The sequence below is a fragment of the uncultured Phocaeicola sp. genome (assembly GCF_948499155.1).
Classification (GTDB): domain Bacteria; phylum Bacteroidota; class Bacteroidia; order Bacteroidales; family Bacteroidaceae; genus Phocaeicola; species Phocaeicola faecalis.
The window spans coordinates 1-24,779 of record NZ_CAOOSE010000008.1; the positions used below are offsets into that span (position 1 = coordinate 1).

At 42.9% G+C, this 24,779-nt stretch carries 18 protein-coding genes and 2 tRNA genes; 6 read left to right on the forward strand and 14 right to left on the reverse strand.

The window, feature by feature from the left end; genetic code table 11:
- Window positions 1-222: 222 nt before the first annotated feature.
- From QYT14_RS07880 to QYT14_RS07900, 5 genes are all read right to left on the reverse strand, one after another.
- Window positions 223-1,542 carry a TolC family protein gene (locus tag QYT14_RS07880; protein WP_288324897.1) on the reverse strand — a complete coding sequence of 440 codons (1,320 nt, stop codon included), beginning with the start codon at window positions 1,540-1,542 and terminating at the stop codon, window positions 223-225.
- Between the two features lie 2 nt (window positions 1,543-1,544).
- Window positions 1,545-2,642, reverse strand: coding sequence for an efflux RND transporter periplasmic adaptor subunit (locus QYT14_RS07885; RefSeq protein WP_237039807.1), 1,098 nt, complete (start codon window positions 2,640-2,642; stop codon window positions 1,545-1,547).
- A gap of 61 nt (window positions 2,643-2,703) precedes the next feature.
- A complete protein-coding gene (locus QYT14_RS07890; protein ID WP_288324983.1) occupies window positions 2,704-3,945 on the reverse strand; it encodes an ABC transporter permease in 1,242 nt (413 codons plus the stop codon).
- Between the two features lie 4 nt (window positions 3,946-3,949).
- Complete coding sequence (locus tag QYT14_RS07895) at window positions 3,950-5,203, reverse strand: ABC transporter permease (RefSeq protein WP_288324898.1); 1,254 nt, start codon at window positions 5,201-5,203, stop codon at window positions 3,950-3,952.
- A gap of 11 nt (window positions 5,204-5,214) precedes the next feature.
- The gene (locus tag QYT14_RS07900; RefSeq protein WP_237039805.1) at window positions 5,215-5,934 is read right to left on the reverse strand and encodes an ABC transporter ATP-binding protein; all 720 of its coding nucleotides are present in this window, start codon (window positions 5,932-5,934) and stop codon (window positions 5,215-5,217) included.
- Window positions 5,935-6,086: 152 nt separating this feature from the next.
- Here QYT14_RS07900 and QYT14_RS07905 point away from each other — a divergent pair, with 152 nt between their 5' ends.
- Window positions 6,087-7,064 (forward strand): ROK family protein, encoded by a 978-nt coding sequence (locus tag QYT14_RS07905; RefSeq protein WP_237039804.1) that lies wholly within the window; start codon window positions 6,087-6,089, stop codon window positions 7,062-7,064.
- The gene (locus tag QYT14_RS07910) at window positions 7,064-7,453 is read left to right on the forward strand and encodes an L-rhamnose mutarotase (protein ID WP_237039803.1); all 390 of its coding nucleotides are present in this window, start codon (window positions 7,064-7,066) and stop codon (window positions 7,451-7,453) included. Before QYT14_RS07905 ends, QYT14_RS07910 begins: the two co-directional genes overlap by 1 nt.
- A gap of 202 nt (window positions 7,454-7,655) precedes the next feature.
- Here the strand turns inward: QYT14_RS07910 and QYT14_RS07915 are convergent, their stop codons facing one another.
- Window positions 7,656-7,796, reverse strand: coding sequence for a hypothetical protein (locus QYT14_RS07915; protein WP_154653392.1), 141 nt, complete (start codon window positions 7,794-7,796; stop codon window positions 7,656-7,658).
- Between the two features lie 491 nt (window positions 7,797-8,287).
- The gene (gene rplS / locus QYT14_RS07920; RefSeq protein ID WP_005935875.1) at window positions 8,288-8,641 is read right to left on the reverse strand and encodes a 50S ribosomal protein L19; all 354 of its coding nucleotides are present in this window, start codon (window positions 8,639-8,641) and stop codon (window positions 8,288-8,290) included.
- A 229-nt stretch (window positions 8,642-8,870) separates the two neighbouring features.
- On the opposite strand from rplS, the gene QYT14_RS07925 reads away from it, so the two are divergent.
- Both QYT14_RS07925 and QYT14_RS07930 read left to right on the forward strand, forming a co-directional pair.
- Window positions 8,871-11,840: a glycoside hydrolase family 3 N-terminal domain-containing protein gene (locus QYT14_RS07925; protein ID WP_288324899.1), complete on the forward strand. Its 2,970-nt coding sequence runs from the start codon at window positions 8,871-8,873 to the stop codon at window positions 11,838-11,840.
- A gap of 117 nt (window positions 11,841-11,957) precedes the next feature.
- Window positions 11,958-12,125: a 4Fe-4S binding protein gene (locus QYT14_RS07930; protein WP_005935882.1), complete on the forward strand. Its 168-nt coding sequence runs from the start codon at window positions 11,958-11,960 to the stop codon at window positions 12,123-12,125.
- Window positions 12,126-12,206: 81 nt separating this feature from the next.
- Here the strand turns inward: QYT14_RS07930 and QYT14_RS07935 are convergent, their stop codons facing one another.
- From QYT14_RS07935 to QYT14_RS07950, 4 genes are all read right to left on the reverse strand, one after another.
- Window positions 12,207-13,400, reverse strand: coding sequence for a pyridoxal phosphate-dependent aminotransferase (locus tag QYT14_RS07935; RefSeq protein ID WP_237039801.1), 1,194 nt, complete (start codon window positions 13,398-13,400; stop codon window positions 12,207-12,209).
- 124 nt (window positions 13,401-13,524) lie between these two features.
- Window positions 13,525-14,739 carry a bifunctional 3,4-dihydroxy-2-butanone-4-phosphate synthase/GTP cyclohydrolase II gene (locus QYT14_RS07940; RefSeq protein WP_288324900.1) on the reverse strand — a complete coding sequence of 405 codons (1,215 nt, stop codon included), beginning with the start codon at window positions 14,737-14,739 and terminating at the stop codon, window positions 13,525-13,527.
- A 2-nt stretch (window positions 14,740-14,741) separates the two neighbouring features.
- Entirely contained in the window at window positions 14,742-16,643 is a 1,902-nt protein-coding gene (locus tag QYT14_RS07945) for an LptF/LptG family permease (RefSeq protein ID WP_288324901.1), read from the reverse strand.
- 83 nt (window positions 16,644-16,726) lie between these two features.
- Window positions 16,727-17,113: an START-like domain-containing protein gene (locus QYT14_RS07950; RefSeq protein WP_288324902.1), complete on the reverse strand. Its 387-nt coding sequence runs from the start codon at window positions 17,111-17,113 to the stop codon at window positions 16,727-16,729.
- Window positions 17,114-17,319: 206 nt separating this feature from the next.
- Between QYT14_RS07950 and QYT14_RS07955 the strand changes: the two genes are divergently transcribed.
- Both QYT14_RS07955 and QYT14_RS07960 read left to right on the forward strand, forming a co-directional pair.
- Window positions 17,320-17,393 (forward strand) — tRNA-Met (locus QYT14_RS07955).
- A gap of 64 nt (window positions 17,394-17,457) precedes the next feature.
- Window positions 17,458-17,531 (forward strand) — tRNA-Met (locus tag QYT14_RS07960).
- Window positions 17,532-18,048: 517 nt separating this feature from the next.
- Here the strand turns inward: QYT14_RS07960 and QYT14_RS07965 are convergent.
- From QYT14_RS07965 to QYT14_RS07975, 3 genes are all read right to left on the reverse strand, one after another.
- Window positions 18,049-20,397 carry a glycoside hydrolase family 3 N-terminal domain-containing protein gene (locus QYT14_RS07965; protein ID WP_288324903.1) on the reverse strand — a complete coding sequence of 783 codons (2,349 nt, stop codon included), beginning with the start codon at window positions 20,395-20,397 and terminating at the stop codon, window positions 18,049-18,051.
- Window positions 20,394-23,138 carry a sugar-binding domain-containing protein gene (locus QYT14_RS07970; protein ID WP_288324904.1) on the reverse strand — a complete coding sequence of 915 codons (2,745 nt, stop codon included), beginning with the start codon at window positions 23,136-23,138 and terminating at the stop codon, window positions 20,394-20,396. The genes QYT14_RS07965 and QYT14_RS07970 overlap by 4 nt, the downstream gene beginning before the upstream one ends.
- A 126-nt stretch (window positions 23,139-23,264) precedes the next feature.
- Window positions 23,265-24,752, reverse strand: coding sequence for a sulfatase-like hydrolase/transferase (locus tag QYT14_RS07975; protein ID WP_288324905.1), 1,488 nt, complete (start codon window positions 24,750-24,752; stop codon window positions 23,265-23,267).
- Window positions 24,753-24,779 lie beyond the last annotated feature (27 nt).

A 24,779-nucleotide genomic window follows, 5' to 3' on the forward strand; every position in this document is an offset into this window, starting at 1 on the left:
ATCCGTCGTCACGAAGGAAAAAAGCCTGCTCAGCAGGTTGCTGAATTTAAAATAGTCTTTAAGAGACGGAAGAACTGGCGGATGTTCTGTTGAATGATAAGTTAGATATCCCTAGAGTACACGACTGGATAAATTGGGAAGGTAAAATCATGAAAACAATCCATATTTTGCTTTTTGTTAGCGCAGGTGGCAGAATATGGATTGTTTGTGGATGAATTCGAATTATTCCAGTGTCAGCGGTATTCCTTTATAGAAGTCCAGGATTTTGCTCCTGAACAGATAGTCATATTTGGATTGCACCATGTCTGATGTGGCTTTCATCCAATTGGTACGCATCTCATTATATTCTGTGGCAGTTGCTTTTCCATTGGCATATTTCTCGCTCATCAGTCGGAAAGAGGCTTCGGCTGATTCGGTTGCCGTGCGGCTACTTTTGAATTTGCTTTCGGCGGCTACGGCATTGTAATAGGCCTGCTGGATTTCTTTGAATAATAATTTCTTGCTTTCTTCCAGTTTCCATGACAGGGCAGTGCGCTGGATGCGTGCCATCTTTACTCGGTTGCGGGTCTCAAAGCGGTTGAACAACGGGATACTGAGTGAGAACTGGAAATATTTATTGAAGTTTTGGTGCCATTGACTGTTGAAAGAGACATTCTCTTCTCCGGCAATCTTATAGTAGCTGGTACCCAGTCCGGCTCCGAAACTTAATTGCGGATACCAGTTGCTTTGGGCAATGCGTATATTCTTGGATGCACCTTGCAAACGATATTGTGCAGCTTTTATCCCGGGTTTGGTGAGGACGGCATCGGCATAAATGTCTTCGGGCAGAGAAAGCGAATTGAAATTATCATCTACCTTGGGCGATACAATGCGGAAACCGTCCGGTGTGGGAAGTTCCAATAGTTGGCTTAAATCCAGAAGGGCTAACCGGTAATTGTTGTCGGCTTGTACGGCAGACATCTCGTCTTGCGCCACACGTGAGCGTGCCTCATATACTTCCGCTTCGGATGCTTTGCCATTTTCAAAAAAAGCGGTTTTCAGTTTTAATTGTTTACGGCTCAGTTCTACTTGGCTGTGTGCAATCTTTGCCAGTTCTTTATCAAAGAGCACTTGAAGATAAGAGGAAGTAACCTGTATGCTGATATCTTCCTTGGCTTTATTCAAGTCTTCAATGGCGGCTTTCAGGTTAAGCTTGCAGAGGGCTATGTTGTTGGGTATCTGCAAGCCGGTGAATAACGGTACATTGGTTCCCAATGAGAAATTGGTGTTTTGTGTATTGCGGTTTCCATAAGTGTTGTCTGCCTGTAGAGCGCGGCCGAAGTTGAATGATTGTCCCACATTTCCGTTCAGGTTTGGCAGACGGCTCCATCGGGCTGTATTCAGTTCCACTGTATTTTGGTCGCGTGTGGCTTCCTGTTGTTTAATGCTTAAATTGTGTTCGATAGCATAGTCAATGCATTTTCGTAAGTCCCATTCCTCTTGTGCGAAAGAGGGGAGGCAAGATGCGGTTGCCACTATCAGGGTTAATATTTTAGCTTTCATTCTTATTTGTCTTTTTTAGTTCCACGTACAATATCATTGGCCTGCAAGCCGTTTTTAATTTCTATTTTTATTCCGTCACTCATTCCGGCAGTCACCTGCTTGCGGATGAATGTTTGTTGCGGAACGCTGTCGGTCAGTACATACACGAACGTAGAGTCTCCACTGAATTCGATGGTACTTTCGGGTACCGCCAGAACTTTGTCGGCATGCTGTAATACGATTTCGGCATTGGCGCTATAGCCTGAACGGATGGTAACACTGTCGGGGACGGTGATAGCTGCTTTTATTTCAAACTGGTTGGCGCCGTTTTCCTCTACACCTTTGGGAGAAATATATTCCAGTTGTGCATCAAAAATCATATTCTGCAAGGCACCTAGCGTAATCTTGACAGGAATTCCTTCGCGTAGGCGACCTACTTCTGTTTCGTCTATATTCCCGCGGAAAATTAAGTCGTTCATGTTGGCGACGGTGGCAATTGTTGTACCGTCATTGAACGTATTACTCATGATAACAGAGTTTCCTGCTTTTACGGGTACATCCAGAATCAGTCCGTCGATGGTGGAACGGATGAGTGTGCTGCTGAATGAAGCACTGTTTTTAGTGATGCCTTCCTTGATGATTTCAAGATTATCTTTGGCCGTTTGAAGTTCTTCGCGCACTTGTTTGACTGCCACTTCGCTCTTTTCAAATTCTTCGCTGCTTATCAGCTTGTCAGCATATAGTTTCTGCATACGGGCAAAGTCTGTTTCTCCTTGTTTGGCATTAATTTCTGCCAGACGCACCCGGCTTTCGGCAGAGTTAAGTTGTCCCAGTTCGGGAATAACTTTTACTTTAGCTATCACTTCGCCTTTTTTTACTGTCTGTCCGGCTTCTTTATATACTTCGTCGATGATTCCCGAAATCTGTGGCTTAATCAAGATTTCATCTCTCGGTTCTATCTTGCCGGTGGCAACGGTAGTTCTTTTTAAGTCTGCTATTTCGGCTTTTTCTGTGTTGTACACCGTTTCTTTGGGCTGTGATTTCTGATAAAGGAAGACGAAAGTTCCCAAGAAAATGAGGGCTACGATGACTAGTAACGCAATCTTTACATACTTTTTCATATTTGTTTGTTTTATTGTTTTTACTTCATTGAATTGATTATGTGTCAAGTGGTCGGGAGGATTATTCGTCCCGGATAGCTTCTATCGGTTTGATGGCCATGGCGCGGTAGGCTGGGGCCAGTCCTGCCAGTGTGCCGAGAATCATCAATAGAATGCAGGCTCCGATGGCCATCCAGAAACTAATCTGAAAATGAGCCGGGGTATCCGAATGGGCGGTTCCTATTTCCATCATTTGCAAGATAAAAACAGAGAAACAGATGCCCGACATTCCGGCAATGATAGTCAGCACCATACTTTCGGAGAGAATTTGGTTCATAATGTCTCTGGGCTTGGCACCGATGGCACGCCGGATGCCTATTTCGGTGGTACGTTCTTTGACTGTCACCATCATAATATTGCTTACACCGATGGCGCCTGCCAGTAATGTTCCCAATCCGACCATCCAACTCAAAATCTTGATGCCTTTAAACAGGTTGTCTATCATGCTGAACATTGCTTCCGCATTTACAGTCACCAAAGCCTGCTTGTCGTCGGGATGGATGAGGTGTGCCTGTTTGATAACTTTGTCTACTTTCTTCTCTATCTCGGAAATGGAATATCCCGGTTTGGCCGTATAGCACAGTAATTGGATTTTCTGTCCGAAATTATAGTTCTGTTGTATGGTGGTGAAAGGAATGGTGATATTGGTAAGTGCATTGCCCTGCAGACTCATATTGCCGGCAGTGGTACTGATACCGATAATCTGATAGTAAATTCCGTTAATGCTCAGAAATTTGCCGCATGGGTTATCGCCATTCGGAAATAAAGTCTCGTGGATGCGTTTGCCGATGACACAAACTTTTCTACGCTCTTTCACGTCTACCATATTGATAAAACGTCCTTGCACGATGACCGGTTCCTCTATATTTGTATACTCAGGATATACGCCCTTGAGGGTACAATTAATCTTGTTTTCTTTGTAGAGGGCTGTCATGCCCCATTTGGCTATGGTAGGTGTCACCACTTCTATTTCGGGGATGGCTTGGCGAACACGTTCCACATCCTTATTCTCTAAATCCCACCAGCGTCCTTTTCGGAAGCCTTTGTAAGCTTTGCTGGTTTGATTGGTTCCCATAAAGCCGGAGTTGGTGGCGAATCCGTCGAACTGGGCTGCCAGCATGTCCTGCATACCTTGACTGCCGCCCATCAGGGCTACCAGCATAAAAATGCCCCAAAATACACCGAAGGCAGTCAGCAGGCTTCGTGTTTTGTTTCTTGTGATGGTAATGAGTATCTCCTCCCATCTGTCTATATCTATTCTTATCATATTAATCTGCTCTAAGTGCTTCAATAGGACGAATCATAACGGCTTTGCGGGCCGGGAAGAATCCTGCCAGTGTGCCGGCTATTATCAGGGTAAGGGTGGACTGGATGGCAATATTCAGACCTACGGTGGGGTTCAGGAATACGGTAGCCGAAGCTACACCGATATCCATCACCTGTTCTCCTGCTACTGCATTCATATATTCGGTAGCAGCGATGCCTGCCACCATACCTATATATCCAAAGAAAGTGGTGATGGCTACGCTTTCTGCAATAATCAACCAAAGAATAGAGATTGGTTTGGCTCCCAATGCTTTGCGTATGCCGAACTCGCGAGTACGTTCCTTGACCGTAATCAGCATGATATTACTTACGCCCACAATGCCGCTTAACAGGGTGAAGATGCCGATAACCCAAATGGCTGTGTGCAAAATGTCGTTACCCTTTTGTTGCTGTAAGTATTGAGTGAACCGGTTGGAAATCCATATCGCTCCACGGTCTGTCGGGTCGAAACGCTGATGGTTGCCGATGGCTTGTCGATATTGTTTCTCGAAATCTTCGTTGGCTTTTTCTGTAGATAGGTTTTGTGTAAGGAATACTAAAGTCTCTAATTTATCGCCTTTATTGTATATCAGTTGCAAAGTCGTGAACGGAATGTAGGCCGAGGGAGAGTAGTTGCCCATATCTGTATAGACTCCTACCACTTGGTAGGCCAGTCCGCTGGCATTTACATATTTTCCGATGACATTCGCGTCTTTCTTGCCGAATAGCATTTCTACGGTCTTTTCATGCAAAAGGATGACTTTCCGTTTTTCTTTGATATCGGGCTTGTTGATGAAGCGTCCTGTCTTTATCGAGATGGCGTCAATATGCAGATATTCGGGGGTAACCCCTTCCAGCATAAGAGAAACGTAATCTTCTCCGTAACTCAAATTGACGCTACTTTGCTCTATGGTAGCACCGACGGCAGTGACATTGTCTGTAAATCCACTTGTAATTTCCATATCCTTTTCCGTCAGTTTGATGCTTCTGCCTTCTTTCAGTCCGTCGAAAGGCTTGTTGGTCCATCCCGGATAGATTTTCATGGAGTTCAACGCCCGTCCTCCGGCATTGCTTTCAAAAGCATTGATTAGTCCATTGCCGGCTCCCAGAAGCACGATGAGCATAAAGATACCCCATGCCACAGCAAAACCGGTGAGGAATGTGCGCAATTTATTGCGTTTTATGGTTCCGTATATTTCCTGAATAAGGTCTATCATATCTGTTGCTGTTATTTCATGAAACCATTTTTTCCGAAAGGAGAAGAATCATGGTCGAGATTTTCTTCGATGCGTTCGATAAGACCGTCTTTGATATGGATAATCTTGTCGGTCTGGTTGGCAACGCCACTCTCGTGGGTGACTACTACGATGGTTAGGCCTTCTTTTTCATGCAAATCCTTTAATATCTGCATTACTTCTACCGATGTCTTGCTGTCTAGTGCCCCTGTGGGTTCGTCTGCCAGGATGATTTGCGGTTTCGAAATCAGCGCGCGGGCAATAGCTACACGCTGTTTTTGTCCTCCTGAAAGCTCGTTGGGCATGTGGTGTGCCCATTCTTTCAATCCGAGTTTTTCCAGATATTCCATAGCAAGCTGATTTCTTTTCTTTCGACTCACTCCTTGATAGAACAATGGGAGAGCTACGTTTTCCATTGCATTTTTAAAGGAGATGAGGTTGAAGGACTGGAAGATGAAACCAATCATGCGATTCCGGTATTCTGCGCTTTTTGTTTCACTGAGGTTCTTAATCAGTACATCATTCAGGTAATAATTGCCTGAATCATAGTTGTCCAGAATACCCAATATATTTAATAAGGTAGACTTACCGGAACCGGAGGCGCCCATAATAGACACAAACTCACCTCTTTTTATATTGAGGTTGATGCCTTTCAAAACGTGCAAAGGCGCTCCGTTGTGATAGGTTTTGTTGATATTCTCTAAATGTATCATAACCGATGAAATTTATTCGTGTTTGAATAGTTAGACGTGCCTGCTCTGTGAAAAGTTGCAGGGATACACGAAATAATTGAAAAAAAATTTGCTCTCTTTTTTCGCATTCAGTACATTTGTTCCCAATAACTAACCCTAAATTATAACATATCATGGTAACAGGCATGGAAAAACCCTACGTTGTAGGTATGGACATCGGCGGAACTAATACAGTTTTTGGTGTTGTAGATTCACGTGGTAACGTATTGGCTACCGATTCAGTTAAAACACAGTCATACTCCAAGATAGAAGATTATGTAGAAGCTGTATGCACAAAGTTACGCCCCTTAATCGAATCTTTTGGCGGAGTAGAGAAAATCAAAGGTATGGGTGTAGGTGCCCCTAATGGAAATTACTACAACGGTACTATTGAGTTTGCTCCCAACTTGCCTTGGAGGGGTGTGATACCTTTGGCTGCCTTATTTGAAGAAAAAATAGGTGTTCCCACAGCCCTGACCAATGATGCTAATGCCGCTGCTATCGGTGAAATGACTTATGGCGCTGCTCGTGGTATGAAAGATTTTATCATGATTACTTTGGGTACCGGTGTAGGTAGTGGTATTGTAGTAAATGGTCAGTTGGTGTATGGACATGATGGTTTTGCAGGCGAACTTGGACATGTTATCGTGCGTCGTGAAAATGGACGTCAGTGCGGTTGCGGTCGTAAAGGTTGTTTAGAAACTTATTGCTCGGCTACCGGGGTAGCACGCACAGCCCGTGAATTCTTGGTTGCACGTCCCGAGCCTTCTTTGTTAAGAGATATTCCGGCAGAGGAAATCGTATCGAAAGATGTATTTGATGCTGCTGTAAGAGGAGATAAATTAGCACAGGATATATTTGAGTATACCGGACGTATTTTGGGTGAGGCTTTGGCTGATTTCATTGCATTCTCCAGTCCTGAAGCAATTATTCTGTTTGGTGGTTTGGCTAAATCAGGTGATTATATCATGAAACCTATTCAAAAGGCAATTGATGACAACATCTTGAAGATTTATGCCGGAAAGACTAAACTGATGATTTCCGAATTGAAAGACGCCGATGCTGCTGTATTGGGAGCAAGTGCATTGGGTTGGGAAGTAAGAGATATCTGATGGAAAATAAAACGCAAGGATATAAAGTCCGTGAATATCACGGCCCGGTGAAGCGCTATTGTCAGATGTTGAGTCTGAAAGACGACCCGGCGCTGATTGCAGAATATCGGAAACGTCACTCTGAAGGAGAGGTGTGGCCGGAGACTTTGGCGGCAATTCGCGAAGTCGGTATTCTGGAAATGGAGATTTATATTCATGGCACTAATTTATTTATGATAGTGGAGACTCCGCTTGATTTTGATTGGGATACGGCCATGGCTAAAATGGCTACATTGCCTCGTCAGGAAGAATGGGAAAACTATATGTCTGTTTTTCAGCAAGCAGAGCCGGGAGCTTCTTCAGCTGAAAAATGGCAGTTGATGGACCGAATGTTCCATCTCTACATATAAGATTATATTCTAAGCGTGTGCTTTATGGAAAAGAGACTGTTCTGAATTCATATTCAGAACAGTCTCTTTTGTTTGTGCTTAATGGTTCGTCATTTATGCTTTATGATAGACTCTTGATAAAAAAAGAATGTTTCCCCGGAAATGAGGAAACATTCTTTTCGTTATTATAAATTATAAACTTGTGTTCTCAATGGTAAAGCCGTTAGGCATTGGCCTGTTGGCTCATTAACTTGTGAAGCTTGTATTGCAAAGACTGGCATGCAGCTCCCTTTCTCATTGCTTTGTATCTTTTCAACTGATACTGCAACATCTCGATTGTGTCATTTGTTCTTTTCATTTCCATAATTACATCTTTTTGTGTTCTCCCGTTTAGAGAACTGGTTAATCCTTAAAACCTTTTTCTTTTCTTTTATTGCTCTGCAAAGATAACACCAAATGAGTGAAATATGTTTTTCAACATGCTTTTTATGCCTTTGTTTTAACTTTTAATATTAAAAAGAGCGTTGGCTTAATATAAATTTGGAAATAAAACTGTAATATTGGCATCTGTTGTCTGACATAGAAATGTTCCTTAACAAAAATGACAGGACATATTAAAACGTGTTAGAAAACATACTTTTTTTCTTGTTTTATTTGCGTATTCCATTAAAGTCCGTACCTTTGCAGTGTGTTTTTCATAGTATTAGATTTAAGGTTAACAAAGGTTAGAGCAAGGCGTTGCTCCTTTTTTTATGCCTTGATGTTTCATGCACTGCTAAAGAGATTTAGTTATATGAAATAAAAAAGGAACGCTCCTGATGGAAACGTTCCTTTTTTATGTAGGGATAATAAGTCTTACGCGTTAACTCTTTTTTCTTGAATTCTAGCCTTCTTACCGGTAAGAGCACGTAAATAATACAATTTAGCGCGACGAACTTTACCAACTTTGTTAACAGTAATACTGTCAATAGCCGGAGATTCGATAGGGAAGATACGTTCAACACCTACAGTTCCAGACATTTTACGAACGGTGAAACGTTTTTTGTCACCATGTCCGGCAATTTTGATAACAACACCACGGTACAACTGTACACGTTCCTTGCTACCTTCAACGATACGGTATGCTACTGTAATAGTATCACCAGCTTTGAATGAAGGATGCTGTTTGCCAGTAGCAAATGCTTCTTCAGCAATTTTAATTAAATCCATTTTCTTTGATTTTAAATTGTTTATCGTTACAACGCAACATATCAAGTAACTCTTCTTTGACAGCGATTGCGCGAAAGCGGTGCAAAATTAGTGGTTTTCTATCACACAACCAAATATAATTTCATATATTTTCGTCTGATATAGTTGGCGGCTTTTCCTTTTTTGAGTACATTTGGGCAATAAACGCTTTAAAAGCGTGTGGAAAAAAGAAGGATTAAGCTGTAATAGAATGAAGAAAATCGTTTTACTATATATATTATGTGTATTCGGGCTTCCTTTGTATGCCCAACAGGTGCCTAACGTTTTGAAAAAAGGTGGGGCTGACAGTGCGGAATGTCGTGAATGGGTGGAGAAACAACTGTCTGAAATGAACTTGAAAGAGAAAATAGGACAATTATTCATACATACAGTCGCTCCTCTCAATACGCAGCCTAACCGGGCGAATATACACAATGCCGTTAAAGAATATAAGGTGGGAGGATTGTTGTTCTCAGGGGGGCAGGTGGAGAATCAGGCAGTATTGACGAACTATGCGCAAGAATTATCGAAAGTGCCCTTATTTATTACTTTTGACGGTGAATGGGGGCTGGCCATGAGGCTGAAGAATACTCCCCGTTTCCCCCGCAACAGGGTGTTGGGCTGTATTCAGGATAATCAATTGCTCTATGAATATGGCAAGGAGGTTGCCCGTCAATGCAAAGAGATAGGGGTGCAGATTAATTTTGCTCCTGTTGCCGATGTAGATATCAATCCGCGTAACCCTGTTATCAATACTCGCTCTTTTGGTGGCGATCCGAAGAATGTAGCCCAAAAAGTGGTTGCATATTCTCGCGGATTGGAGGATGGGGGAGTACTTTCCGTTGCCAAGCATTTTCCGGGACATGGCGATACGGAAGTGGATTCTCATAAAGCGTTGCCTGTGCTGAATTTTGACCGCACCCGTTTGGACAGTATTGAATTTTATCCGTTTAAGGAGGTGATTCATGCAGGATTGGGAGGAATTATGGTCGGCCATCTGGAAGTACCTGAATTGGGAAAGAATCCGGCTTCGTTGTCTGCTCATGTTATTGACAATCTGCTTTGTCGGGAGTTGGGCTTTCGGGGGTTGGTATTTACGGATGCACTCGAAATGAAAGGGGTTTCCCAAAATGAGAACTTGTGCGCCAAAGCGTTGAAGGCGGGCAATGATTTGTTGTTGGCTCCGCGCAATCTGAAACGAGAACTGAATGGAGTGTTGGAAGCGGTGAAGAATGGTCAGCTTTCTGAGGAGGAGATAACAGAGAAATGTCGCAAGGTGTTAACTTATAAGTATGCTTTAGGACTAAAGACGAAGCCTCATATTCAGGTGTCGGGACTTGATAAACGATTAAATCGTCCGGAAGCAAAAGAATTGATAAACCGTTTGCAGAAAGCGGCTATCACTGTTGTTGATAATGCCGGCGGTGTTTTGCCTTTGGATGCCAAATTGCGCGGCACCACCATACTGAATATCGGAAAACCTTCCTCCGGGCTTGAGTTTTACAATCGGTTGGGACAGTATTTACCTTTGAAGCGTATTGTGGCAACATCCGATTCGATGTCAGCCATCAGACAAGAGTTGATAAACAGTCAGCGTGTCATTGTGGTTATTAACTCTAATGATTATAATAGGTATAAGCCGATGCTGGAGAGCTTGCCCGGCAACTTGCCTGTTGTTTATGTGTATCTGATACCCTTGAAGTCTATGTCGGATATGGAGGCGTGTTGGAAAAAAGCGGCAGCGGTTGTGTTGGGGCATACGGATGAGCTTGATATTCAGCGTCAGGTGGCAGATATGATGGCGGGAAGAGCCGTGGCGGACGGACGTCTGTCTGTGGCCGTTGCCGGCTTGTTCAAACCGGGTGACGGAGTAACTATGACTCCTAAAACACCTCGCATTTACAAACCTGAAGATTATGGTATGAGTTCCGGCGTATTAAAGGAGATAGACGAGATAGCCCGTGAGGGAATCAAAGCGAAAGCTTATCCCGGCTGCCAGATTCTGATCTTGAAAGATGGCGCACCGGTATATGATAAATGCTTCGGAACCTTTACTTATGAAAAGTCTAAGGAAGTTGAGGCCGATAATTTGTATGATTTGGCTTCGCTGACCAAGACTACCGCTACTTTGCTGGCCGTTATGAAGCTGTATGATATCGGGAAATTCGGGCTGACTGACCGTATCTCAGATTATATTCCTATGCTGAAGGGGACGGATAAGGAACGCATCACTATTGAAGAACTGTTGATGCATCAGTCCGGATTGCCTGCCTTTTGGCCGTTCTATAAGAAAACGATAGATGAAGAAAGCTATACAGGAGCCTTTTATAAGGCAAGGCCGGATGCTAACCATCATAAGCAGATAGACACACGTTTGTTTGTGATTGATCATTTCGGGTATAAAAAAGAACTGGTGTCGAAAGTTTTTTCATCAGATTATCCTTTATTGGTGTCGGACAGCATGTATGTGCACCGTTCTTTCCGTGATTCGGTGTTACAACAAATAGCCAAGGTTCCTTTGAAAGACAGGCGGTATCGTTACAGTGATTTGAACTTCATGCTATTGAGAGAGATGGTGGAGAATATAACAAAGATACCGATGAATATTTTCCTTCAAAAAGAATTTTATAAACCGATGAAGATGGAGCATACCTTATTTCTGCCTTTGCGACGTTTCGATAAAGATGAAATAGTGCCTACCGTGAAAGCTGATTATCTGCGTAAGGGAGGTATGCTGCAGGGGTATGTGCACGATGAGTCGGCTGCATTCTTGGGTGGGGTGTCGGGCAATGCCGGACTGTTCTCTACGGCAGGTGATGTGGCTAAGGTGTATCAGATGTTGATAGATGGTGGAGTATATGAAGGAGTGCGTTATCTGAGTAAGGAGACTTGTGACTTGTTCCTTACCCACACCTCTAAGATAAGTCGCAGGGGACTTGGATTTGATAAGCCGGACAAGAAAAATGAGGCAAAAAGTCCTTGTGCTGCCGAAGCTCCGGCAGAAGTAGTAGGACATACCGGCTTTACGGGCACATGTGCATGGGCTGATCCGAAGAATAAATTAATCTTTGTTTTTCTGAGTAATCGTATTTATCCTCGTCCTTTTGATCATAAACAGTTGATGAGGTTAAATATTCGTCCGCGCATCCAACAAGTTATGTATCAGGCAATGACAAAGTAAACGTATTTAGATTAAATACAAATTAGTGTAATATTGTAATGCCGATATGACAACTAATGGATAAAAGCTGTATATTTGTTCCATCAATTAGTACTAATAATTTAATAATTAAAGAAAATGGCTTACGTAATTAGTGACGATTGTATCGCTTGCGGTACTTGTATCGATGAATGCCCGGTAGGAGCAATCTCTGAAGGTGATAAGTATTCTATCAATCCTGACATGTGTACAGAATGCGGAACTTGCGCTGATGTATGCCCTTCAGAAGCTATTAGCCAGGGATAATACAATCCGTCAGGTTTAAAAAGAAAAAATGGCTGTCCTCATTGAGAACAGCCATTTTATGTTGATGGGGGATATGAACGATTATTTTAGTTCTGCCAACGCTTCTTTGATGCGGCGCATTGCTTCGACAATATTTTCATCGGAAGTTGCATAGCTCATACGGATACATTCGGGAGCACCGAATGAAGTACCGCCTACACAAGCCACATGGCCCACTTCGAGCAAATACATGGCTAAATCATCTGAATTGTTGATTTTGCGGTCGCCTGCTGCTTTTCCAAAGAATGAATCGCATTTGGGGAACAGGTAGAAAGCACCTTGAGGATTGTTTACTTCAAATCCCGGCACTTCTTTTGCCAATTTTACAATCAGGTCACGACGACGCTCGAATGCTTTACGCATTTCCTCTACCGGAGCTTGTGTTCCTGTATATGCTGCTTCTGCCGCTTTCTGCGACACAGAGCAAGGGCCTGATGTATATTGTCCTTGCAGTTTGTTCACTGCTTTAACCAACCATTCCGGACCGGCAATGAAACCAATTCTCCATCCGGTCATTGCGTATGCTTTTGATACACCGTTCACAATAACCACGCGGTCATGGATTTCAGGGAATTGGGCAATGCTTTCGTGTTTGCCGATATAGTTGATGTGTTCGTAGATTTCATCTGCTATCACATATACCTGAGGATGCTTTGCCAATACTGCTGCCAGGCCAGCCAGTTCTTCTTTGCTGTAAACAGAACCTGTCGGATTAGACGGTGAACAAAGAATGATAGCTTTGGTCTTCGGAGTAATAGCTGCCTCGAGTTGAGCCGGAGTAATTTTAAAGTCTTGTTCAATGCCGGCGGTTACAATCACAGGAGTACCGTCTGCCAGTTTTACCATTTCAGGATAACTTACCCAATAAGGAGCCGGAACGATGACCTCGTCACCGCTGTTGACTAGAGCCATGATGGTGTTGCAAACCGATTGCTTGGCTCCGTTGGCACAAGAAATCTGCGTTGCAGTGTAGTCCAATCCGTTTTCGTTTTTCAACTTGGCCACAATAGCATTACGAAGTGCAGGATATCCCGGTACGGGAGAGTATCTTGAAAAGTTATCATCTACTGCTTTCTTCGCTGCTTCTTTGATATGGTCGGGGGTATTGAAATCCGGTTCACCCACGCTCAGGTTAATTACATCAACTCCTTGAGCTTTTAACTCACTACTTTTTTGTGACATTGCCAACGTTGCTGATGGAGACAAACGATTCAGGCGGTCTGATAATTGGTTCATTGCTATTGTTTTTTATGTGTTTAAGTTTACGTGCTGCAAAATAAGTTATTATATCTCAATTATGAAAGTGAATCGGGCGAAATCATATTAAAAAAGATATGATTTTGCCCGATATGCAGAAATATTATTTGCTAAAGTGTAAAGTATGTCCCATTCTGTCTTTCTTTGTCTTCAGGTAACGCTCATTGTATTCATTGGGCGTCGTTTCGATAGGGATGTTTTCTACGACGGATAAACCGTAAGACTCTAACCCGACTCGTTTTACAGGATTATTGGTGAGAAGGCGCATTTTGGTGATGCCGATACTGCGCAGAATTTCAGCTCCTACACCATAATCGCGTTCGTCGGCCTGGTGTCCGAGGCAGATATTGGCATCCACGGTGTCCATCCCGTCTTCTTGCAGTTTATAGGCTTTCATCTTTTCCATCAGTCCGATGCCTCTTCCTTCCTGGTTCAGATATACTATAGCTCCTTTACCTTCTTTGTCAATCATCTGAAGGGCTTTATGCAACTGCTCGCCACAATCGCAGCGCATGGAACCGAAAATGTCGCCGGTGGCGCATGAAGAGTGTACGCGTACCAATACCGGTTCGCCTTCTTTTATGTCGCCTTTAATAATGGCGATATGTTCCAAACCGTTGCTTTTCTGACGGAAAGGAATCAGACGGAAGTGGCCGTATTCGGTAGGCATGTCTACTTCTACACCTTTTTCTACAAGTGATTCGCTTTTCAAACGATAAGCAATGAGGTCACGGATGGCGATGATTTTCAGGTCAAACTTTTTGGCTTTTTCAATCAGTTGGGGCATACGTGCCATTGAGCCGTCTTCGTTCATGATTTCGATAAGGGCTGCAGCCGGCTGAAGTCCTGCCAAGCGTGCCATGTCGACAGCCGCTTCGGTGTGTCCCGCACGTCTCAACACACCTTTGTTTTGTGCATACAAAGGGTTGATATGTCCCGGGCGTCCGAAGGTGGCGGAAGTTGAACTGGGGTCTGCCAATGCTTGAATGGTAGCAGCACGGTCATGGGCCGATACACCTGTTGTACAGCCTTCCAGTTTGTCGATGGTCACTGTAAAGGGAGTTCCTAATATAGAGGTATTGTTACTAACTTGTTTATCAAGTTCCAACTCGGCGCAACGCTCCAACGTGATAGGGGCGCATAACACGCCACGACCTTCTTTCAGCATGAAGTTCACTTTTTCGGGAGTTATCTTTTCGGCAGCAATAATGAAGTCGCCTTCGTTTTCACGGTCTTCATCGTCTACTACAATGATAAATTTACCTTCACGGAAGTCAGCTATTGCTTCTTCAATGGTATTCAGTTTGAAATCTTCCATAGTCAAATTATAAATGATTCATTTTTTATTCTATCTTGAATTTCTCGGCTGGTCTTAATGATATTCTTCAAATCTTTGTCCAGTCTCAGGCTGAAACGCCAGATACGGAAATAGAAGAATATGCCTATCGGGAAAATAAGACCTGCCAGCAAGTTCAGCCATCGGCTGTCGAACGGACTCTTATGGGCCTTGGTAGACAGGATGGGGTATTTATTCATAAGGTTCAGCAATGTGCCGTCTTTACTGTTCGAAAGTTCCTCTATGAGATGCTCCATTTTTTCACTGATTCTGGCAATCTTGTCATCGTGTCCGCTATTGGTGAATATACGATAATAGTTGGGAGCACCTGAAAGTTTATGCTCAGTGTCATATATCCGGCATTCATTACACAAGTCGTCGAGTCGGCTCAGGATACTCGGGTAATCCGGGTCTTCTATGATAACTTCTTTCTTGAATACATGGCGTGACGGACGTAAGCCCAACAGCATACGGAAGAAGTTGATGTACACTTCGGCATTGAACACCACAGAGTCGTTATTGGACTTGTAGGTGAAGAAAGCACCTAATGGAGCCAAAACCAGCGTACTCATCCATACCCCCAATACCATATTCATCTCGCCACTTTTTGCTACACGCGTAGCACCGGAGTCAATGATGTAATAGATAACAAAAATCAATACAGAAATCACCACCGGCATACCCAATCCGCCTTTTCGGATAATAGCCCCTAACGGTGCGCCGATAAAGAAGAAAATCATGCAACTGAGTGAAAGGGTGATTTTCTTGTGCCAGTCTGCCTCGTGTTTGCGGATATTGTTGTCCACATCTGTGGTGGAGTAACTTTTCATGTTCCATTCCGAAGCAAGAGATTCGGCTCTTTCGGCAGCATTGCCCAGCGTCTTGTCCTTTTCGGATAAAGTATATGAATTGAATAAACTGTCTGCATTGATAATGGTCATGTGGTTTTCTACCATTTTAATAGAGTCCTTTTGAGTCAAATCAATGTCTCGGTAAGCAGACGATTTAATTTCCGAATAGAGGCTTCGCCCGATACTGTCTCCCCGAAAGGTCAGAGAGTCGATGGAATGACTGATTTCTGCCATATTCTTGCTGTCTGAACGGTCGCTAAGAAAACTTCCGTCAATCATGTTAAAGCCTCCGTCGAATTCAATGATAGTATGTTTTTCCCTGAAAGTTTCGCGTCGGTAGGGAACATTATTCGAAGAAATGCTTTGCGATTTCAGGTTCTCAAACTGTTCACCATTATATAAATGGAGATAAAGATGCTGTTTGTCGGCAGTCATCTCCATCTTGCCTTCTGAAGCCCAAATGATATGTGCATTCTCAAATCCGTCGGAAAAGTTGTAGATGAGCACATCTTTCAACATCCCTGTTTTGCGGTCTTTCTGCTTTACATATATATTATATCCTTCAATTTCATCATAAAAGACTCCTTCCGGAATATCGAGTTCAGGCGAAGTCTGTTTCATAGATACCAATAGTGTCCACAACTTCATCTGTGCTTTTGGTGCAACTACATTCTGAAAGTAGAAAGAGATACAACTGAGAAACAGACAGAAAAATACGAGGGGGCGGATAATTCGCAGCAGAGGGATGCCTGCTGCTTTCATGGATAACAATTCATATCGTTCTCCGAAGTTACCGAAGGTCATCAGTGCCGCCAACAAGATGGCCAAAGGCAATGACAAAGGTATCAATGTAAGGGCCGAGTAAAAAAAGAACTGAGCCAATACACTCATCTCCAAACCTTTTCCCACCAATTCATCTACATATCGCCACAAGAACTGCATCATGAAGATGAAGAGGCAAATGAAAAAAGTTCCAATAAAGAGCATTAAAAAGCTCTTAAGGATAAATATATCTAATTTTTTTATGCGTAGCATTATTTCATTTTGTGCAACTATCAAGGTACAAAATTAGCATAAAAAATGGAGAGCAGAGTTATGTTTTGAATATTTTTAAAGAATTACAGTCCACTAACTCGTTTCAGTTTCTCTATTTCAGAGTCCCACAGCTCCTTAACATCCTCTTTTTCATCAGGTTCCACCCAATCTGTAATTTCCAGCATATAGTCTCCGGTCAGTTCGTTATATACCATTTTCAGTTCGAAGTAAGCTTTCGGTTCTTCATCGTCCAACCAGTGAAACCGTATGAAACTGTTTGCCCTGAAGTTTATCACTTCCGCTTCACGGCTTTCTGTTTTACCCCATTTAAAGGTGAAGACTTTATCTTTGAATGTTACTTTGTCTGCAAACCAAGTTTCTAGGCCTGATGGGGTGCTTATTATGGACCAGACGACATTGCCGGAGCCGGCTTTTAACATATACTCTAAACGAATCTTTTCTTTTCCCATAGGTGTTAGCTTATTTAAAGTTTCTGCAGGCAAAATAAACCAAATTTTCTATATTCACATAATAAATGCATTGTTTTTTTGCTTTGTAGTTGTCAGAAACGTAGTATTTATTGAGATAAAAAACATTATTATGAAGAAAAAGTTTAGAATAGGCTTGTGAAATTCAAAATTAAGCTCTATCTTTGCACCCGCAAATCAGAAATGATGGCGGGATAGCTCAGCTGGTTAGAGCGCATGATTCATAATCATGAGGTCCCCGGTTCAATCCCGGGTCCCGCTACAAAGTAAAGATTTAGACTGTTGAGAGGCTTCCACTCTTGGCGGTCTTTTTTAAAGAAAATGATGGCGGGATAGCTCAGCTGGTTAGAGCGCATGATTCATAATCATGAGGTCCCCGGTTCAATCCCGGGTCCCGCTACAAAGAAGTTACCATTAAGTATTGATTACTTAATGGTATTTTTTTTGTTCCCCCGGGCACTCACTCCTTTTGGGAATCAAGCTCCACGATTTATGCATATACTTTTGCTAATCTGAAAAGGAAGAATTTCGTATCTATTACTTTCCGAAACGATGCCCTGAACGCGTGGTTCTGTTATTGTTCTTGGGGACTTAACCTATCATATCACTAACAAAGGGAAGAGTAAGCTGTTTCATAGGGTCAGCTAAGGCCTTTTGAACGGAAGATTACTACAGACTCCGGCAGTGGACTGTACGGTCCACTATAGCAGACTGTACGGTCCACTGCAACGGACTATACAGTCCGCTGCCGGAGACTGTAGTAATTCGACTTACGGACAGGCATAATCGAAAGGACGAAAACGCTTAGTCCGGCTAATGAAAGGGCTTAGGGAGTTTAAAACGTATGTAGAGTCTGAAAAACGGAGGAGACAACATCCGCTGACAGGTCTGTGGAGTTTGATAGAAGCTCCCCTCCCTTAAGGAGTAAGGACAAACTCTCCATTTAGCCGTATGTCGTTGGAAGCTGCGCCAATCATCACTTTAAACTCACCCGGTTCTACGACTTGTTTCATCTCCATATTATAAAGCGACAGTTCTTCTTTTCCTAAAACAAAGGTGACTTGTTTGCTTTCTCCTTTTTTTAAAAAAATGCGTTGGAATCCTTTCAGCAAGATAGGGGCTTGCGATACGGAAGCTACTTTGTCACAGATGTAGAGCTGAACTACCTCTTCACCATCTCTGTTGCCGGTATTGGTTATCGTGCAACTTGCTTTTTGCAAGACGTCCGGAGTATTCCCTTTTTCCAGTTTTAAGTGACTGTAATCAAATTGAGTATAGCTCAAGCCGTAACCGAATGCATAGAGTGGGCTCCCTGCTTCTTCCACATAGGCTCGTTGTTCTCCTTGTGAATAAAACAGAGGCAGTTGTCCTTCGCTACGGGGAATGGATACAGGCAAGCGTCCGGCAGGATTATAGTCTCCAAACAAAATATCGGCTATGGCTGCGCCTCCTTGTTCACCGGGATACCAAGCGGTTAATAAGGCTTGTGCTTTTTCTGCTGCCAGATTCATATTGAGCGGACGTCCTTGGATATAAATTACTACCACCGGCTTTCCTGTGGAGGTTATCGCTTCAATGAGTTTTTCCTGATGTCCCAATAGTTTCAATGTGCTGCGGTCATAACCTTCTCCACATTCCATATCGGATAATTGTTGGTCCTTTTCTTGAGCGACTGTGGCTGCTCCGGTTTCAATATATTTGGTTTTAAAGTCACGGGCGCTCGAACCTCCTACCACCATTATGACGGCATCTGCTTTTTGTGCGGTTTCTACAGCATCGGGAATATGATGGACTGTGACATCACGGATGGCACATCCTTTTATGTAAGTCACTTGTGTGGAAGAGGAGACTGCATTTCGTATACCGTCTAAAACGGTGGTGATTTCCTTACGTTCCTGAGGTGCCGTGTAATCTCCCAGCTGATTATACATATTGTCAGCGTTCGGACCGATAACTGCAATGTTTTTCAGTTGCTTGCTTAAAGGCAATATGCCTTCGTTCTTCAGTAATACCACTCCTTCGCGCGCTACTTGGCGTGCCAATTTCTTATGTGTCTGTGAACGTACTGTCCGGCCGGCCTTTTCTGGAGACACATATGGGTTTTCGAATAGTCCCATACGGAATTTAAGGCGGAGTACATTGGCAACGGCCCTGTCTATATCCTGCATGCCGATAAGTCCTTCTTTCAATGCTTGCCGAAGGTTTTTCCCATAAGCATTTCCTCCCAAGTCCATATCTACCCCGGCTTTTAAAGCCAATGCTGAGGCTTCTTTATGATTTCGTGCTACCCGGGCGCCGGTAATGCCTTCGATACTTGACAAATCGGAATATACGAAGCCGTTGAATCCCCACTCTTTACGCAGTATGTCACTTAGTAAGTATTTATTGGCCGTGCAGGGAATGCCGTCAATGGAATTGTAGGAAGTCATGATAGTTCCTACTCCGGCTTCTACAGCTTTCTTGAAAGGAGGCAGGTAGTCGGAAAATAATTGTCGCATACCGATATTGGCGCGCGCGCCGTTGTGTCCGGATTCGGGTATGCCGTAAGCGGCAAAATGTTTGAGGGTGGAGAAAAGGTGCTTTCCGTCATTTTGCGCTTCTCCCTGCATGCCCTTCATAAAAGCGACGCCTAGAGTAGAGGTCAGTACCGGATCTTCACCAAAGGTTTCCTCCATGCGCGACCATCGTGGCTCACGTGCAATGTCCAACACCGGACCGTATCCGATATTGGCTCCTTGTAAGCGTGCTTCCAATGCTATTGTTTCACCCATCGTGTACATTAACTCTTCATTCCAGGTGCTGGCTTGTGCCAATGAAGTAGGGAAGACAGTGGTGCCGATAGCCATATGGCCATGTGGACATTCTTCAGCAAAGAGAATGGGAATGCCCAAACGGGTGCTGTCGATGGCATATTTTTGTAATGCATTCAGCGCCTTTGCACCGGATTGGGGATTTAGCCCGGTTTCCAAAGTCTTTTGTGTCCATGGATCAGCGCGCAGCACTGCCCAGAAAGAACCGATGGGTGTAGTCCTCATCCGTTCTTTATATAGTTCGGAAGGTACTACACCCTTGGATGTCTTGGTATACATTTCCCATCCTAACGGGCAGCATAACTGGCCAATCTTTTCGTTTACAGTCATACGTCCCAGCAGATCTTTCACTCGGCTTTCGACGGATGCGGCGGGTTGTTTGTATAAAGGGGTTTGTGCCGGCACATGGACGGCACAAATCATAAAACAAGTTGTTAATACAGTCTTTATATTCATTGATTTAATAATTGTTTGATGGCAGCATTACTTTCTGTTCCTTTTTTATTTTTGGCAGGAAGTTCGAACAAGGCGTCCAATTGATACATTTTCAACTCTTGAGCGGGAGTAAATGCCTCTGATGCTACATAGTTTTTCACGGAATGGATTAATTGTCTCATCGCAGGACGTTTCTCTATGTCTTTATCCGGGTCGGCACATAAGACAAATAAGCTGCCTTTGCCTATGCGTGCTTCAAAGGCAATACCCAGTTTCTGGTTGTATTCATAAGTGTCGATACTTTGTATGACGGGAGTGATATCGGTCAGTTGGTTAAGTTCCATGGCTGTGGCATAGTTTAAGATATCCCACCATTGCCAGTCGGCATAAGAGGCGGTTGGGAATTCTCCAAAGGCCGGATGGACGCTGTCTATGAGTGTACCGACAATCATAGGATTCCAGTTGAACATAATCGGATTCCAGAAGTGGCTTGCAAATTTAGCTTTGCGTCCTTTTACATTTTCGGGGATAAGTAGTACTTTCTTTCCTTGTTGCAAAGCAGTCTTTACTTTTTCGTCATACGTGCGTGCATATACATATCCATCGGCTATTGTTGTTGGTTGGCCGGGATATACCCAAATGTCCCATTCGTTATGGTAGGTATCATTTAGAGTGGTGTGTAAGGTCAATTTCTCGGCACGGCCCACATTGTTGAGGCTTATATTTACTTTACCTAAAGAGTCGACAGTGGCACAGGGTATAGCCGGAGTTGATATACTTCCTTTTTTTACACTGTTACCTTTGCTGTCCCTCAGTTCCCAGTTCAGTTTTCCACGTTTTAACGGATGTTCTCCATAATGATAAACTTCCAGTTTGGCTGTGAAAGTTTCATTGTTCATGTAAGTACGTTTCGGCATACGTGCCAAAAGAACGGTAGGTGCACAGGATTCGCGGTATTTTTCAGGGCTGACTAATCCCTTGCTTTCCCAAAAGGCGTCAAGAATACCGACAAAAGCACTTCCTTGTCCCGGAAAATCTGCAAGTCCTAATAGTTGGAAACCACCTGAATTTGCGGTGCGGAGTAATGATTCGTTTACTTCTTTGTATTGTAAAACCGTATGAGCGCCGGTTGCGTGGAAGAAGTCGTCTGCTTGGTGTAACATTCCATTACGCGCCAATCTTTCTCTGAATACTTCAAAGTTGCGGGGAGATACGACTCCGGTATATTTTTCCATTTCTGCAAAGTTGGGATACATACAGCGTTGTCCGGTTTCATGTGCGATAACAGGGCAGTCAATATCCGATTCTTTTTTACGATCCCAGTCTGTAGACGGCTTTCCTTCGTATACGGTTATCCATCCTTTTTCAGTCACGTGTGATACATAATATTGGTCGGATGGAGTATGTGTACGGGCGGTAGATGCGGAGTATAGCCGGCGATTGTCATGCTTTTGAGCTTTCTTTACCAAGTCTTCCAAGACATCAAAGTTGCCTTCATTTTCATTTCCGTTGCACATTAAAATAAAGGAAGGATGATTTCCATATTCTTCCAATATGGCGTACATCTCTTTTTCAAAAAAATCACGTCGTGCGGGGTACTGACCGACATCTTTAATCCACATAGGCAATTCTGCCTGCAGGTATATTCCTACCTCGTCGGCAGCATAGAAAGCAGCTTCGGGTGGACACCATGAATGGAAACGGATATGGTTCATGCCATAATCTTTCACAGTCAAGAAGATGCGTTTCCAGTCTTCGATATTTGTTGACGGATATCCGGTCAAAGGAAAGACACAGCAATCCAATGCTCCTCTTAAGTGCACATTACGTCCGTTTACCTGAATATGATGTTTACCTTGCGTAACTTTGCGCATACCGAAAGTTATGTTTCTGCAGTCTCGTCGGTTGTCAGTGGTAAGCATTGCTTTTACTTCGTATAAATTAGGGGTAAACTCATTCCAGAGTTTTATATTTTTGCCTATGCTGATTTCTTTAACCAGCCGGTTTTCTCCTTTCTCTAAACGAATGGGAATGGATTGTTCACTGACGGTTTTACCACCTTTTTCATTGATAGTCAGTTGTAATGCTCCCTCGGCCGGTTGTCCGGTGGTATTATTTACAGTGATATCTAATGTTACGGTTTGTGCTTCTATATTGGGGTATGCTTTTAAGGCATATATGTTTGTTTTTTCGTATGCGGTTAATTCTATCTTTCCTACTATACCATTCCAATTGGTTTGTGTGTATTCTGTCGTTCCATGATTCCATTGATCCATTGGATATTTCAAGCGATTGTCTACACAAATCGTAAGAATGTGCATGCCCGGAGTCATTTCTTTGCTCAGCAAAAAGCGGTTGGGAGTACTAAGATGCTCTTTAGAACCAATTTCTTTTCCATCTACATAAACTGTTGTCTCCCAATGGCATCTTTCCAGATTGAGCATGATTTCTTTATCTTTCCACTCTTTGGGGATAACGACTTCACGCTGATACCACGCTTGTCCGCAATATTCAAATTTACGGGTAAGGCGATCTACATATCGGGCGGTTGTCAACATACCTTTTCCGCCCTCATCAGTACTGCCCGGCAACAGGATAGATTCGGTGAGTTTTGCTTGATAGAGTTCTGACCCCGGTGTCTTTCCGAATCCCATAGGGTCAGTTTGAAAACGCCATGTTCCCGATAAATCGATTCTTTCTTGTTGTGCAGACAGCAGTTGCGCACAGCACAGCATCACGGCGAGTAAGAAACTTTTTTTCATGATATAGTCTTTATTAAAAGAATTGGATTAAGATGTCATTGTGAATGCAAAGAAACATTTTTTTCCTTGATTAAAAGATAGATTAAATAAATAAGTGAATGGATTATTTTACGGCAGAGACAAGGTTTAGTTATTCCCATTATACACTTGTTCTATTTCACCTTTCAGCTTACGAGCTAATTGGGGATATGCAAATATTAAGTTGTGTAATTCCGAAGGATCATTCTCCAGATTATAAAGTTCGGCACTTTTGTTCTTTCTTTGCGGTAGAAACTTCCATTTTCCTTTTCGTATTGCTATTTCTCCTCCGTTGTTTTGAGTCATGATATATTCACGATATAAAGGAGCTTGGGCGCGCATGAATAAAGATGCTCCACTACGGCTGTCTTTTAGTTCTTCTTCTGTAATAGGAAGATTCAACATGTCAGCAAAAGTGGCAAGCATATCCAAGTAGATAAATGGTTGGGCTTGAATAAAAGGTTTCTTTATTTTTTGAGGCCAAGAAAATATAAATGGAACTTTGTTTCCTCCTTCATGCAAAGAATATTTTTCTCCTCTTAAGTTGCCATAGGGGTTATGTCCATTTATATTTTCCAAAGCACCGTCTTGATAACCTTCTTTTATCATTGGTGCATTATCACTTGACAGAACAATAATTGTATTTTCGTAAATACCTGTTTCTTTTAAAGTTTGGATGATTTTGTTTACATAATGATCGAATTCTTCAATCACATCCCCATAAATCCCTGCTTCTGATTTGCCTCTAAAGGCAGTGGATGGGACACGCGGTTCATGAGCATTATGCGGGGCATAATATAAAAAGAAAGGGGAATCGGCATGTTCTTTTATGTAAGAAATGGTTTTGTCCAACAGATGCTCTCCCATTTTATCGTCTTGCCATCGTGCTGAATTTCCACCGCTCATCCACCCAATGCGACTGATACCGTTTATAATTGTCCCATCGTGTCCCAAATGTGGTTTCATAATTAGTTTATCAGGATTTTCCTTACCTGTAGCATCACTTCCTATCTTTTGTTTATAAGATACATTTATGGGATCGTTAGGAGTGAGTCCATCTACTTTTTCATTGTCGATATAGATGCAAGGTACGCGGTCGTTTGTTGCCGGAAAATAGTAAGCATAGTCGAAGCCTATTGCCAATGGTCCTTCTTTGATTTCTTTATTGAAGTCTACTGGTCTGTTTTTTGTCCCCAATCCTAAATGCCATTTACCGACGATAGCAGTTTGATATCCGTTTTTTCGGAATATCTTTGGCAGTGTTGTGATGGTAGGACTAATTGTCAATGGAGCATCTGCAGGCAATATTCCTACATTTTTTCTCCATGCATATTCTCCGGTAAGAAGTGCATATCGAGAGGGAGAGGAGGTGGAAGCCGGTGCATAGGCATTAGTGAATATAATGCTTTGCCGGGCTAGTTGGTCGATAGCTGGAGTTTTGATTTTTTGTGCTCCAAAACATCCTAAGTCCGTGTAACCTATGTCGTCAGCTAATATAATAATGACGTTAGGATGTTGTTCTATCCTTTGAGCATGACTGGGAGGTATAGATAAAGCTGCTAATGTTCCTGTAAAAGCAATAATTTTAGTATTCATATAAGTAAAAGATAATTGGTTATTGTA